Origin of the sequence: Stenotrophomonas sp. TWI273, from assembly GCF_039674765.1 — a bacterium.
In the GTDB taxonomy this organism is placed as follows: domain Bacteria; phylum Pseudomonadota; class Gammaproteobacteria; order Xanthomonadales; family Xanthomonadaceae; genus Stenotrophomonas.
In genome coordinates this window covers 218,840-233,080 of record NZ_JBDJOA010000006.1, presented here as the reverse complement: position 1 = coordinate 233,080, position 14,241 = coordinate 218,840, and the positions used below count along the sequence as shown (strand labels likewise).

The 14,241-nt window shown below is 68.2% G+C and carries 10 protein-coding genes; 3 read left to right on the top strand and 7 right to left on the bottom strand.

What is annotated here, in order from left to right; all coding sequences use genetic code 11:
- Positions 1-70: 70 nt before the first annotated feature.
- The 4 genes from nrdR to ABE571_RS10830 all read right to left on the bottom strand — a co-directional run bounded on the left by nrdR (position 71) and on the right by ABE571_RS10830 (position 3,151).
- The gene (gene nrdR / locus ABE571_RS10845) at positions 71-592 is read right to left on the bottom strand and encodes a transcriptional regulator NrdR (RefSeq protein ID WP_019182518.1); all 522 of its coding nucleotides are present in this window, start codon (positions 590-592) and stop codon (positions 71-73) included.
- Between the two features lie 249 nt (positions 593-841).
- Positions 842-1,234, bottom strand: a complete 393-nt coding sequence (locus tag ABE571_RS10840; protein ID WP_313209289.1) for a hypothetical protein — start codon at positions 1,232-1,234, stop codon at positions 842-844.
- Positions 1,235-1,268: 34 nt separating this feature from the next.
- Positions 1,269-2,522: a serine hydroxymethyltransferase gene (gene glyA / locus ABE571_RS10835; RefSeq protein WP_070471705.1), complete on the bottom strand. Its 1,254-nt coding sequence runs from the start codon at positions 2,520-2,522 to the stop codon at positions 1,269-1,271.
- A 152-nt stretch (positions 2,523-2,674) separates the two neighbouring features.
- Positions 2,675-3,151 (bottom strand): RcnB family protein, encoded by a 477-nt coding sequence (locus ABE571_RS10830; protein WP_265309649.1) that lies wholly within the window; start codon positions 3,149-3,151, stop codon positions 2,675-2,677.
- Between the two features lie 236 nt (positions 3,152-3,387).
- Here ABE571_RS10830 and ettA point away from each other — a divergent pair, with 236 nt between their 5' ends.
- From ettA to ABE571_RS10815, 3 genes are all read left to right on the top strand, one after another.
- Positions 3,388-5,052 (top strand): energy-dependent translational throttle protein EttA, encoded by a 1,665-nt coding sequence (gene ettA, locus ABE571_RS10825; RefSeq protein ID WP_121042662.1) that lies wholly within the window; start codon positions 3,388-3,390, stop codon positions 5,050-5,052.
- A gap of 216 nt (positions 5,053-5,268) precedes the next feature.
- Positions 5,269-5,943 carry an outer membrane beta-barrel protein gene (locus ABE571_RS10820; protein WP_346493698.1) on the top strand — a complete coding sequence of 225 codons (675 nt, stop codon included), beginning with the start codon at positions 5,269-5,271 and terminating at the stop codon, positions 5,941-5,943.
- A 68-nt stretch (positions 5,944-6,011) separates the two neighbouring features.
- Complete coding sequence (locus ABE571_RS10815; RefSeq protein ID WP_346493697.1) at positions 6,012-7,328, top strand: NCS2 family permease; 1,317 nt, start codon at positions 6,012-6,014, stop codon at positions 7,326-7,328.
- Positions 7,329-7,365: 37 nt separating this feature from the next.
- On the opposite strand, the gene bcsZ (ABE571_RS10810) is transcribed toward ABE571_RS10815, so the two are convergent.
- The 3 genes from bcsZ (ABE571_RS10810) to bcsZ (ABE571_RS10800) form a co-directional block, all read right to left on the bottom strand.
- Positions 7,366-8,514 carry a cellulose synthase complex periplasmic endoglucanase BcsZ gene (gene bcsZ / locus ABE571_RS10810; protein ID WP_313209279.1) on the bottom strand — a complete coding sequence of 383 codons (1,149 nt, stop codon included), beginning with the start codon at positions 8,512-8,514 and terminating at the stop codon, positions 7,366-7,368.
- Positions 8,515-8,614: 100 nt separating this feature from the next.
- On the bottom strand, positions 8,615-13,096 hold the full coding sequence (locus ABE571_RS10805; protein ID WP_346493696.1) for a cellulose synthase subunit BcsC-related outer membrane protein: 4,482 nt from the start codon (positions 13,094-13,096) through the stop codon (positions 8,615-8,617).
- Positions 13,078-14,241: a cellulose synthase complex periplasmic endoglucanase BcsZ gene (gene bcsZ / locus ABE571_RS10800; protein WP_313220000.1), complete on the bottom strand. Its 1,164-nt coding sequence runs from the start codon at positions 14,239-14,241 to the stop codon at positions 13,078-13,080. The genes ABE571_RS10805 and bcsZ (ABE571_RS10800) overlap by 19 nt, the downstream gene beginning before the upstream one ends.

Sequence of the window (14,241 nt, the reverse complement as noted above, 5' to 3'; positions counted from 1 at the left end):
GGCGGTGAGCGTCCGGCGGCAGGCAGCCGCGATGGTAGCTCAGCCGTGGTGGCCGCGATGCGGCGCAGGCTCAGCCTTTCTTTTTCTTGGTCAGCGCGATCACATCGCCGAGCAGCTGCAGCTGTTCGGTGCTGGAGGGCAGCTCGCGTTCGAGCTTCTCGATTTCCTCGCGGAAATCGGCCACGTCTTCGAAGCTGCGGTACACCGAGGCAAACCGCACGTAGCCGACATGATCGAGCTTGCGCAGCTCGTTCATCACGAACTCGCCGACCTTGATCGAGGGGATTTCGCGTTCGCCACAGATACGCGCCTGCTGCATCACCGCGCGCACCGCCAGCTCGATCTTGTCTTCGGGAACCGGGCGCTTCTGCAGCGCGCGGTCGAAACCACTGCGGACCTTGCGGGCATCGAAGGCCTCGCGGCTGCCATCGCTTTTCACGATCGCCGGCAGTTTCAGTTCGATGGTTTCCAGGGTACTGAAGCGCTCGTTGCAGGCCTCGCACTCACGGCGACGCCGGATCGTCGCGCCGTCTTCAGAGACGCGCGAATCGATCACACGGGTGTCGGCATGCTGGCAGAACGGACAGTACATGGAACGCCTTACATCGGGAAAACGTCATGCCGCGGTCACGGCAGCGTCGCAACGGTACCTGAGAGGGACCGGCTACAGCAAATGGACGGGGGGAGAGTCCAGCCCTGTCTAGGTGGCGCGCCGACGCAACCACAGCAGGTGCGCCGTACAGGAGAACAGCGGCAGGCCTGCCATCAGGCGCGCGAAGGCCGCGGGCAAGGCGCCGTCGAAAGCATTATGCGCCGCTGTGTGCGATGGGCCTGCATCCGGTCAGGTGCCCTGGGTTCGCCGCAGCCGCACCAGCATGACCGCCGGCAGCAGCAGCGGCGGCCCCGCCAGCAGCAGGACCAGCGCCGTTGGACTGGCGGCGGCCTGCCAGAACGCCATGCCGACGACTGCCACGGCGGCCATCCCCCCAAGGCCCAATGCAGCCCATGGCCAGGCCCCGCTGTCACGCAGGCCGGTGCGTCCCGCTCGAAGATAGCGGCTGCTCAACCATAGCCAGCCGAATACCCCGATCAGGCCCGCACTTCCCCAGCCCCCGATCAACAGGCGCGAGGCGCGATCAAGATAGGTCGGTTCGAGGAACGCGACCCAGACCCCGATGGCGGCGAACGTGCCGCCGCCGGCCATCCCCACGATGCCGCAGACAAGGGCCAGCACGGCGTAGGTACGCCGTTGCCGGCCCTCGCCCATATCAGCCGTAAACCGGGTACTTGCGGCACTGCGCGCTGACCGCGTCGCGGACGCGGGCGATCACGGCCTCATCGGCCGGGGCGTCGAGCACGTCGGCGATCCAGTTGGCCAGATCCACGCAGTCCTGCTCCACGTAACCGCGCGTGGTGACCGCCGGAGTACCCAGGCGCAGGCCCGAGGTCACGAACGGCGAACGCGGGTCGTTCGGTACCGAGTTCTTGTTGACGGTGATGTGGGCCAGGCCGAGCGCGGCTTCCGCATCCTTGCCCGAGACATCCTTGCCGATCATGTCGACCAGCATCAGGTGGTTCTGGGTACCGCCGGAAACGATCTTGTAGCCGCGCGCGATCAGCGTGTTGGCCATCGCCTGGGCGTTCTTGACCACCTGCTGCTGGTAGGCCTTGAAGCCCGGCTCCAGCGCTTCCTTGAAGGCTACGGCCTTGCCGGCGATGACATGCATCAGCGGACCGCCCTGGATGCCCGGGAACACGATGGACTGCAGCTTCTTCTGCAGTTCTTCGCTGGCGCCCTTGGCGATGATGATGCCGCCGCGTGGGCCGCGCAGGGTCTTGTGGGTGGTGGAGGTGACCACGTGGGCGTGCGGCAGCGGGCTCGGGTAGACGCCAGCGGCAACCAGACCCGCCACGTGCGCCATGTCCACGAACAGGTAGGCACCGACCTTGTCGGCGATGGCGCGGAAGCGCGCCCAGTCCACCACCTGCGAGTACGCCGAGAAACCGGCGACGACCATCTTCGGCTTGTGCTCCAGGGCCAGACGCTCGACCTCGTCATAGTCGATCAGGCCGGCTTCGTCGACACCGTACTGGACGGCGTTGAACAGCTTGCCCGAGGCATTGACCTTGGCACCGTGGGTCAGGTGGCCACCATGGGCCAGGCTCATGCCCAGGATGGTGTCGCCCGGCTGCAGCAGCGCGAAGTACACGGCCTGGTTGGCCTGCGAGCCGCTGTGCGGCTGCACGTTGGCGTAGTCGGCATCGAACAGCTGCTTGAGGCGGTCGATGGCCAGCTGTTCGGCGATGTCCACGTACTCGCAGCCACCGTAGTAGCGCTTGCCCGGGTAGCCCTCGGCGTACTTGTTGGTCAGCTGGCTGCCCTGGGCTTCCATCACCGCCGGGCTGGTGTAGTTCTCGCTGGCGATCAGCTCGACGTGGTCTTCCTGGCGCTGGGTTTCGGCGGCGATGGCCTTGGCCAGTTCGGGATCGTAGGTTTCGATGCGGACGTCACGCGGGAACATCGGTTACTCCAGGCAGGCAGAGGGGGTACAGCGCGAGCTCTGGATTGTAGTCCCCGCGGCGCGGGGTGACCAATCCCGGCGCGCGGCCCCGGAACGCGGAACGGCGCCCCGAAGGGCGCCGTCCAGGCCGTCAAGCGCACCTGCCGGCGGGCTTACCGGTTGATCACGTAGTCGGCAATGATCCCGGTGGCGATGGCGACCAGCAGCAGGTTGCCGCGATCATCGCGGATCCAGTGGTGGTCACGCGGCGGGCGGCGCACCGAGTAGCGGCTGTAATCGTTCACCACGTACACCGGGCCGCCGTAGTACTCGCGGTAACGGTGGCCGCGCGCCCAGCCGTAGGAGCCGTAGCCCGGGGCCGGGCGATAGACCACGCGCGGCGGCGGCGGGCCCGGACGGTAGTAACCCCGGTTGTCGTAGCGAGGGTCGTAACGGCGGTCGTGGCGGACCTCGCGACGGTCATGACGATCGTGCCGGTCATGGCGATCGTGGCGGTTGTCGCGGCGGTCATCACGCCACTCCCGGCGGTCGTGACCGCGGCCACGATGGTCATCGGCGAAGGCCGGGGCCACGGTGCCCAAGGCCAGCAGCGAGGCGACGGCCCCGACCACAAATCGATTCATGCGCATGATTGGCCTCGCTTGGTGGGTTGATGGCTCCATCATGCGCACGCCGTCTGAACGGTCTCCGGCTGGAAACGGTTTCCAATTCAAGCGCTTTGACCCCGCATTCAGGCGGCGGCAAGCCCCGGGGCTCGTGGCTCCCGGCGGCACTGATCGCTTCCGGCTATAATCGGGGCATCCTTTTCTTCCATCTGTTCCTGTTCCGTCCGGAACGGGCGCAGGGTTGCGCCTTCGGAGACCTCATGTCCTCGCAATACATCTACACCATGAACCGCGTCAGCAAGGTGGTCCCGCCCAAGCGGCAGATCATCAAGGACATCTCGCTGTCGTTCTTCCCGGGTGCCAAGATCGGCCTGCTGGGCCTGAACGGCTCCGGCAAGTCGACGGTGCTCAAGATCATGGCCGGCGTGGACACCGATTTCGAGGGCGAAGCCCGCCCGCAGGCCGGCATCAAGGTCGGCTACCTGGCCCAGGAACCGGAGCTGGACCCGACCAAGACCGTGCGTGAATCGGTCGAGGAAGGCGTGGGCGAAGTGCTGCAGGCCCAGGCCCAGCTGGACGCCGTCTACCTGGCCTATGCCGAGGAAGGCGCGGACTTCGACAAGCTGGCCAAGGAACAGGAGCGCCTGGAGGCGATCCTGGCCGCCGGCGATGCACACACCCTGGAGAACCAGCTGGACGTGGCCGCCGATGCGCTGCGCCTGCCGCCGTGGGAAGCCATCGTGGGCACCCTGTCCGGTGGTGAAAAGCGCCGCGTGGCCCTGTGCCGCCTGCTGCTGCAGAAGCCGGACATGCTGCTGCTCGATGAACCGACCAACCATCTGGACGCCGAGTCCGTGGAATGGCTGGAGCAGTTCCTGGCCCGCTACACCGGCACCGTCGTGGCCGTCACCCATGATCGCTACTTCCTGGACAACGCCGCCGAGTGGATCCTGGAACTGGATCGCGGCCGCGGCATTCCGTGGAAGGGCAACTACACCGACTGGCTGACCCAGAAGGACGACCGCCTGCGTCAGGAAGACAACCAGGAAAAGTCCCGCCAGAAGGCGATCCAGAAGGAACTGGAGTGGTCGCGCCAGAACGCCAAGGGTGGCCGCACCAAGGGCAAGGCCCGTCTGGCCCGCCTGGAAGAGCTGCAGTCGGTGGATTACCAGAAGCGCAACGAGACCAACGAAATCTTCATTCCGCCGGGCGAGCGCCTGGGCAATGCGGTGATGGAGTTCAAGAACGTCTCCAAGAAGTTCGGTGATCGCCTGCTGTTCGACAACCTCAACTTCCTGGTGCCGGGTGGCGCGATCGTCGGCATCATCGGCCCCAACGGTGCCGGTAAGTCGACCCTGTTCAAGATGATCACCGGCCAGGAAAAACCGGACACCGGCGAGATCGTGGTCGGCCCGACCGTCAAGCTGTCCTACGTGGATCAGAGCCGCGACGCGCTGGAAGGCAACCACAACGTCTTCCAGGAAATCGCGGGCGGCCTGGACATCCTCAACATCAATGGCGTGGAGATCCAGTCGCGCGCCTACATCGGCCGCTTCAACTTCAAGGGCCAGGACCAGCAGAAGCTGGTCGGCTCGCTGTCCGGTGGTGAGCGTGGCCGCCTGCACATGGCCAAGACCCTGCTGCAGGGTGGCAACGTGCTGCTGCTCGATGAACCGTCCAACGATCTGGACATCGAAACCCTGCGTGCGCTGGAAGATGCGCTGCTGGAGTTCCCGGGCAACACCTTCGTGATTTCGCATGACCGCTGGTTCCTGGATCGCATCGCGACCCACATCCTGGCGTTCGAAGGCGACTCGCACGTGGAGTTCTTCCAGGGCAACTACCGCGAGTACGAAGAAGACAAGCGCCGCCGCATGGGCGACGACGCCGCACCGAAGCGCCTGCGCTTCAAGGCGCTGAAGTAACCTGGCAGATCACGACCGTTGGTCGTGACGCTTCACCGACGGCCGCGCACTGCGCGGCCGTTTTACATTCCGGTCGGTACCCACCGCTGGCCATAGGCACCAGAATGCAATTAATTGCATATCCATAGATAACGACTTCAGGTCTCCTACGCACCCCACGCAATTGCACCCTGCAATCGCGGTCAACGTAGGAAACCACCAATGAAAGCACTGGTCATGAGTACGGCAGCCCTGCTGCTGTCGGGCACCGCCGCGGCGGCGCCGGCGAACTGGGAAGGCCGCTACATGGGCGTCCAGGCGAGCCATGCAGAAGGCAAGAGCCAGGACCGCAGCAACGCCAACGCCTCTGAAAAAAGCCCGCGCGGGTTCACCGGCGGCGTGCAGGCCGGCCGCACCTGGCATTTCGACAGCAACGTGGTGACGGGCATCGAAGGCAGCCTCGCTATCGGCAGCATCGACCGCGACTGGAAGGACCGCGAACACCACCCGCACAGCCCGTACTACGGCAAGGACGCGGTGACCCGGTCGGGGTCGGTCAACCTGATGCTCGGCTATGCGGTCGGCCCGGTGCTGCCCTACCTGACCACCGGCGTGACCGTGGCCCGCCAGGAATACACGCTGGGCTGCGACACATCGCTGGTCGAGAAAACCAACGGCTGCCGCGTGGCGGAATTCGAGACCGGCGCCCGCCATGTTTCCACCGGCGTCAATGTCGGTGCAGGCGTGCTGGTGCGGTTCAACGAGCGCCTGTCCGCCGGCGTGGAGTACCGCTACACCAACCTGGGCTCCAGCCCGGTGCAGCTGCACGATCCGAACTACCCCGATGCGGCCCGCCGCAGCTTCCATACCGACTACAGCAGCGTTACGCTGAAGATGAATTACCACTTCTAACCCGCCACACGACGCACCCGCAGGTCCGCCTGGGCGAGGCAGTGCGCCCCCGGCACGAGAGATCTGCGATGTCCCTGTTCGAACGCGTCTTCCAGCTCCAGCAGCACGGCACCTCCGTGCGTACCGAGGTGCTGGCCGGGCTGACCACCTTCCTGACGATGTCCTACATCGTCTTCGTCAATCCGGACATCCTGGCCACCACCGGGATGGACCCGGGCGCGGTGTTCGTGGCCACCTGCCTGGCTGCGGCACTGGGTTCGCTGGTGATGGCGTTCGCCGCCAACTTCCCGGTGGGCATGGCCCCGGGCATGGGCCTGAACGCGTTCTTCGCCTTCACCGTGGTCGGCGCGTCGGGCCTGCCGTGGCAGCAGGCGCTGGCGGCGGTGTTCATTTCCGGGCTGGTGTTCCTGGCGCTGTCGCTCACCGGCGTGCGGGCCTGGCTGGTGGCGGGCATTCCGCCCTCGCTGCGCGCAGCCATCGTGGCGGGCATCGGCCTGTTCCTGGCGATCATCGCGCTGCAGAAATCCGGGGTGATCATCGCCAACACCGACACGCTGGTGGCGCTGGGCCCGCTCAATACCGCCCCACCGCTGCTGGCACTGGCCGGCTTCCTGCTGATTGCGATCCTGGAAGCACGCAAGGTGCGTGGCGCGATCCTGATCGGCATTCTGGCCGTCACCGGCGCGGCGTGGCTGCTCGGTGACGTGCAGTTCCATGGGCTGGTGTCGCTGCCGCCCAGCCTGGCCCCGACCTTCCTGCAGCTGGACCTGCCCGGGCTGCTGCACCACAACGGCGGCGCGCCGATCGCGGTGTTGCTGCAGGTGGTGCTGGTGTTCGTGCTGGTGGAAGTGTTCGATGCCACCGGCACGCTGTACGGCGTGGTCGGTCGCGCGGGGCTGCTGAAACTACCGGGCGCACAGAAGCGCTTCGGCCGCGCGTTGCTGGCCGACAGCACCGCGATCGTGGCCGGCTCGCTGCTCGGGACCAGCAGCACCACCGCCTTCGCTGAGAGCGCTTCGGGCGTGCAGGCCGGTGGCCGCACCGGGTTGACCGCGTTGGTGGTAGCCGCCCTGTTCCTGGCCGCGCTGCTGTTTTCGCCGCTGGCGGCGATGGTGCCCGGCTACGCCACCGCCCCTGCCCTGCTGTTCGTGGCCGGGCTGATGCTGCGTGAGCTGGTCGATGTGGACTGGGGCGACCTGACCGAATCGGTGCCGGCCGCGCTGTGCGCGTTGGCGATGCCGTTCACCTACTCCATCGCCAATGGCCTGGCCTTCGGCTTCATCGCGTATGCGGTGCTCAAGGCCGGCACCGGGCGCTGGCGCGAGGTGCACCCGGCGGTATGGCTGGTGGCCGGGTTGTTCGTGCTGCGTTACGCGCTGGAATGAGGGTGCGCCTACCGAGCTGCGGTCGGTAGGCGGCGGATCACGCCCAGGACGGCCGCAATTGGCCATCGGCGGCGAAGCGATAACGGCCTTCGTACCAACCCAGGGCAAACAGGCTGAGCACCTGCTCGTAATAGCGCGGCGGCGCGGCGCGCTGCTGCTCCGGCGTTGGCAGGCCGGCAACCATCGCCTTTGCGCGGTCTGCTTCGCCCTGCGCCTGCAGGTAGGGCACCAAGGCGGCATGGAAGCCGTAGTTGCCGGTGCCCTCGCGCACGCCGGTGAGCGTGTTGACCTTCTCGGGTATGGGTTGGCCATCGCGCAGTACCGTCAGCGGGCCATGCAGGGCCTCCAGCACCGGACGGAAGCTGGGATCGTTGACCGCGGTCATGCCCGCCCACAGATAACAGCGGATCGCGTCGTAACTGCCCAGCGGGCCCTTGTCCGGATCGGCGATGAAACCGCCGTCGCGCCACGCGGTCCAGTCCGGCGCAAAGCCGTGCGGCGCGGTATCGCGCAGCAATCGAACGCTGTTGCCGATCACGGTCGTCCACGGCCCGGTCGGGTCCAGTGCGGCGAACCGGCGCAGCAGCGGCAACGGTACGTAGCTGGGATTGAAGCGCCAGGTATCTTCGGTCGCAAACCCATTCGGCCCCGGCAGCAGCATCGTGCCCAGGCCCGGCACATCCACCAGTTCCTGCACCTGGATCGCGGCCAGCATCGCCTCGGCGGTCTGCCGCAGCGCCGGGCGTTTCCACAGCCGCGCGGCTTCGTGCAGGGTGTAGGCCAGCCACACGTCCGAGTCGCTGGCGGGATTGTCGTCGAGCACCTTCCACGCATTGGCGGCGGCATCGCGCCCCCACAACCAGGCCGGCAGGCGTTGCGTCATGCTGCCACCGGCGAGGTTGTCCTCGGTCCAGCGCAGCAGGCGGTCGAACAGCGGCTGATCGTTGTCCACCAGCGCGAAGAACAGCGCGTAGGACTGGCCCTCGGAGGTCGAGCGCTGGTCGGCGTTGTTGTGGTCGACCATGCGGCCGTCCGGGGTCACGCTGGAAGCACGCATCACCTGCCATGCCGTCCACGGGCCGGGGCCACGCGCCGGGCCGTTGGCCGAGCAGGCCAGCAGCGGGGTCACGGCCAGCGCCTGCAGCAGGCGGCGGCGCATCGGGTGGAACGATGGGGAATCAGTCACGGGACATCAGCCTCTTCGCAGCAGGAACCAGCCAAGCCTGCGGGACGCCCGCGGCCAGGTAAAGCCTGGCAGCGGGCCGGTCGTCAGCGCATGACGGCGATCATTCACCCGAGGCGTACGGCGAGCGCAGCGGCTGCGGCTGCTTGCCCAGCCCGGCGCCGAGGCGGTCGAGCAGGAAGCGCAGGTACAGGCTGGTGCCGAACTGCCGGTAGTCACGCGCGTTGTTGAACTCCATGCGCCCGCCCAGGAACAACTGCGAAGACAGCTGCCATTCGGCCGCGGCGCTGAGGTTGTAGGACACACCGGTCTTGGTCTGGCCGGTGTAGACCGGATCGACATACTCCGTGGTCAGGCCCAGCAGCGCGGCCATCGAGGCGGCCTCGTAGGCAGCCTGCTGCATCGCCGGGTCGGTCGGGAAGTAGGGCGCAGCGTCTTCCTTGAAGTGCTGTACGCCGACGCTGGTATCCAGCTGCCACGCCACGCGGCCGCTGGCGGTACGGCCGTTCCAGTGCACCGGGAAGCCGACATCCACATAGCGCTGCGGGCTGAAGTAGCCGCCGTGGCCGTAGGTGAAGCCGCTCAGGTTGCGGTCGTACTGCATCGCCGTGAGGTTCAGGCCAGCGGTCAGCGATTGGTTGTCGGTTTCCAGCGCGTGCACATATACGCCCACGCCGACTTCCTGGCGGTCGTTGTCGGCCACGTTCTCGCCTTCCAGGCGGTGCCAGGACGCGCTGGCGTAGCCGCCCAACTGTCCGTTGTCGACGGTCGCGGCGAGCTTGGCGCCGCTGGCGGTCACCCCGCCCCAGCGCAGCCCGTTGCGCCCGTCTTCCACACCGGCGAAGGACAGCAGGCTGTCGGTCACCGCGCGGCGCGAGGCTTCGCCGGACCAGGTCAGCGCATCGCCGATCTGACCGCGGTAGCCAATGCCGCCGACGATCTGGGTGTCATCGAAGCCCAGCGGCGTGCTGCCGACGTCGGCGCGGAAACCACCGCGCTCGTACCCCACCGAGACGCCGGCACCGCTGGCGTCCTGCGAACTCATCCGGCGCGAGCCTGCCGCGTTGGCCACCATCGCATACAAGGTGTCCTGGAATGCCTGCGGGGTCTGCGAGCCACCGCCGCCCTGTGCCAGCGTCTTGAGCTGGGCCTGCTCGGCCGCGCTCAACCCGCGCACGAGACTGGCGTTGCCCAGTACCTGCGTGGCGATATCGCTGATCGGTGTGTTGGCCAGATCGCGGCTGAGGATGTAGCTGGGCAGCGGATCGGCGAACAGCAGTTCGCGGGTCGCGGCGACGCGCTCGGCCTGGGTCAGCGCGCTGTCGGTCTGGTTGAACAGCTCCTGGTAGCGGCCATTGTCCAGTGCGCGTTCGTAGATGAGATTGCGGGTGACGATGCTCTCGCCACGGGTCAACAGGGTCTGGTACAGCGACGAACCGACCAGATCATCCACCGGCGTGCGGTCAGCGGCCAGGGCGCCCGCGAGGGCGGCCTGCGGGCCACCGCCGAAGCGGCTGGCACTGGTGTATTCCGGATCGGGGCGGCCGGCATCGAGCACGGTCGGGGTGATGGCCACCTTGAGCTTGCCATCGCCGACCGCAAACTGCCCTTCCAGCGGCACCTGCAGGTCATCGAGCTGGCCCATGCCGGCTTCGCCGGCGCGGGTGCGGTACGCCGCACCGACCGCCAGGCTGCTGCTGTTTTCGGCCTTGAGTGCGCGCAGTTCATCGAGCACGCCGTTGCCGGTGGTGGCCGCCGGCAGCGGGCCAAGCGCGGTGTTGCGCGAGGCGCGCGGCACACTTGCCTGGCTGGGCACCTGGCGCGAGCCGGGCACCGGCAACGGCAGGCCGACACCGCCACTGGCCGCGGCCGTGGCCATGACCGGTTCCGGCAGACCATCGGCATCGATCACCGGGGTGACGCTCGCCGGGCCCAGGCTCAGGCCCATCGACGGACCGGCGTCCATCGGCAGCGGTTCGGCGGCCAGACGGGCGGTCGCCGCCGGCAATGGCAGCCCCCCATCGCGCAGCGCTGCGGTACGGGTGCCACCGCCACGGTTGAGGCCGGCGAACGGATTGAAGCTGCCACCGCTTGCCAGCATCGCCGTGCTCGCCTGCGGGTAGCCGTTGTCGAGCTGGCCACTGCCCTTTGCGGCAGCCGCCAGCGACGCGCGGAAGTAGCTTTCAGCGCGGCGGTTCTTGCCGGCCGCGCGGTACACACGGCCTGCGGCCGCCAACACATCCGGCGATTCCGGCGCCTGCTTCAGCGCGCGCTCCAGATACTGTTCGGCCAGATCCATGTCGCGCATCGCCGCAGCACTGCCGGCGGCGGCGACCATCGCATCCAGATCGCCCGGGGCCAGCTGCAACTGCTGCTGATACAGCGCCAGGGCCTGGCCGTTGTCGCCCGCAGCGGCATACAGGCGTGCCAGCGCAGCGATGTTGCGCGGATCCTGCGGGCGCTCGGCCAGCGCCGGGGCCAACACCGCGTACGCGCCTTCAAGATTGCCGAGTTCGCGCAGCGCATCGACCTGGCGCAACACGTAGCCGCTGCGCAGATCGTTCAAACGGGTCTGCTGGCTCGCCGAGAGCGGCACGTCGGCGAGCTGGCGCAGGATCGCGGCGACTTCGCCGTCGCGACCGGCGCGCAGCAGCACCGAGGCATATTCCAGACGGTTGTCGACGCTGGGCGAACCGCCTTCAATCAGGCGCTGCGCGAGCACGAGGGCACGCTGCTGGCTGCCGATGTCGGCGTAGGCACCGGCCAACGCGGCCACGATGGACGGATTCTTGACCCGGTCGCCGAGTGCAGCTTCGGCGCGGGCCAGCAGCAACTGCGCTTCGCCGCTGCGCTGGCGCTGCATGAGTGAGCGCGCCTGGGCGGCCTGCACCTGCACCCACGCGGTGTCGTGCAGAGCGGTCATTTCCGAATCACGCGAGGCGGTGGGAATGCGTTCGAGCAACGCATACGCGCGCGGCCAGTCACTGTTTTCCTGGGCGAACAGCGCCTGGGCATACAACGAGGTCGCCGAGCTGTCATCCAGCGCGCGCAGCCCCTCGATCACGCCGTTGGCCTGGTCGGGGCGGCCGGCACGCTTGTACAGGCGCGCCAGTTCCAGCCGCAGCCACGGATCGCGCGGCTGTACCAGCAGCGCATCTTCCAATTCGATCTGCGCCATCTCGATGCTGCCCTCGGCCAGCGCCTGCTGTGCGCGGGCGCGGGCCAGGTTGGCACGCAGGACGGACTGGCCACCGGCGCTTTCCTGCTGGGCCGGGGTCAGCCGGTCGAACAACGCGGCCGCTTCATCGGCGCGGCCCAGGCGACCCAGCAGACCGACCAGGCCCTGCAGCGCACCGGCGTTGCCGGCCTCCAGTTCCAGTGCCTTGCGGTAGCTGCGTTCGGCCGCGACCGGATCACTGCCGCTCTGCAGGTCGGCCAGCGCGACGTAGCCGGCGGGCTCCTTGGGCTGCAGCGCGATGACCTGCTGCACGCGGGTGATGGCATCGCCGCTGGGCTGGCGACGCACCTCCTGCAGGGTCAGCCAGTAGCGCGCGGCATCGGCGGCACTGCGCCACTTGCCGTTGATCGCGGCGGCCGGGCGCAGCAGTTCATTGGCTTCACCAAAGCGCTCCTGGCGCAGGCGCACCGAGCCCAGCCCGCCGAGCGCCTCGGCATCACGCGGCCGCGCGCGCAGCACCTGCGCGAAGCGGGCTTCGGCCTGGGGCAGGTTGTTGCTGTCCAACGCGCGGAAGCCCTCGCCGAGCAGGCGCTGGTTCGGGTCCTGCGGCGCGGGACGGTTGGCGATGGCCTGCTCACGCAGCTGCGCCTGCTTGGCGGCCACCTCGCGATCGTTCGGCACCACCTCCAGGAAGGCCTGGTACAGCGGCGCATCGGCGTTGGTGGCGTTGAGCCACAGCAACGCCTGGCGCCAGGCCGCGCGCGCAGGGCCGGCGGTATCGTTGGCCTGGCTCAGTGCGCGCAGCTGGGCGATACCTTCGCGCCGGGTCGGCTCGCGATAGGTCAGCACCTGGGCCAGCGCGAGCTTGGCCGGGTTGTTGTTGCCGGTGGCGATACGGCGCAGGCCGTCGCGGGCACGCGTCCAGCCTTCGGGCGTACCGGCGAGCACCTGGTAGTACTCCAGCGCCAGATCATTGGGCGGGCCGCCGGCACCGAACGCTTCGTCATAGGCGCGCACCGCTTCGACATAGCGACCGGCTGCCGCCGCGCGACGGGCGGTCTGCAGCTGGTTGCCACCTCCACCGCCGCCGAGCGCCATGCGCAGGCGCGTGGTCTGCGCCGAGGAGGGATGACGTGCCTGCAGCTGCTGCAGACGCTTCTGCGCTTCGGCACGGCGGCCCTGGTTGAGGTCGATCAGGCCCAGGCCGAGCAGCGCATCGGCCTGGTTGGGATCGGTCGCCAGCAGCTTGCGCCACGCATCGGACGCCAGGTCCTCGCGGCCCTGGTCCTGCCAGTAGTTGCCCTGGCTGACCAGTTGCTGCGTCGATGACGCGTTCTGCGCAAAGGCCGGCACGGTCAACACGCACAGGCCGACCAGGCAAAGGGGTGTCAGGGTCTTGCGGAACATGGCGAACTCCACGCGGGCAGCAGTCGCCCATCGGCAGAAAAACGGTAGCGGCGATCCATCCAGCCCTTGCCGAACAGCACCAGGGCACGATCGTAATAGTTGAGGGTGCCGGCCGCGGGAATCCGCGCCAGCTGCACCTTGGCCAGCGCGGGCTGGCCGAGGGCACTGAGATACGGCAGCAGCGCTGCGGCAAAGCCCGGCGACGGTGCGCCGGTGCCAACGCCACGACGCGTCTCGATTTTCTCGGCGAAGCCGGCCTGCGCGCGCAGCAGCGATGCCGGGCCGGACAGGCCATCGAGCAGGGTGCGTCGCAGCGGATCGGCCGGGTCGGTCATGCCCGCCCAGAGATAGCAGCGGATGGCATCGTAGCTGCCGGTCGCGCCCTTGGCCGGGTCGACCACGAAGGCCTTGCCGTTCCAGGCGATCCAGTCCGGCGCGAAGCCGACCGGTGCACTGGCGCGCACCATCGCCACGCTGCGCTCGGCCAGCCGCGCCCACGGACCGCGTGCATCGACGGCGGCGAAGCGGCGCAGGACGAACAGCGGCAGGTAACTGGGGTTGAGCGTCCAGCGGTCGGCCTGCACGAAGCCGCGGTTGCCCGGCAGCAGCATCGGTCCGAAGCCGGGCAGCTCGACGACTTCGGCCGTGCGCATCAGCGCCAGCGTCTGCCGGCCGGCCTCGACCAGGCCGGGGCGCTTCCACAAGCGGCCGGCTTCAAGCAACGCGTAGGCGATCCACACCTCACCATCGGAGGCGGTGTTGTTGTCGAGCACGCGGAACTGGCCATCAGCGGCCCGGCCCCACAGCCATGCCGGCAGATTGAGATCCGCGCGGCCTCGGCAGAGGTGGCGGCGGGTCCAGGCCAGGATCCGATCGAACAGGATCGGATCGTTGTCCACCAGTGCGAAGAACAGTCCGTAGGACTGCGATTCGGACGTGCTGCGCAGATCGGTATTGAGATGGTCGACCACGCGGCCATCGGCCTCGATATGCCGATCGACGAACGCCCGCCACTCACGCCACGGCGTGCCACAGGCCTGCGCCAGGGCATCGAGCGGCAGCGCGGCGGCAACACCGGCGGCCGCCAGCGCCTGCAGGAAGCGACGGCGCGGTGGCGCCGGCGCGGGGTCGGACGTGTCGCGCAT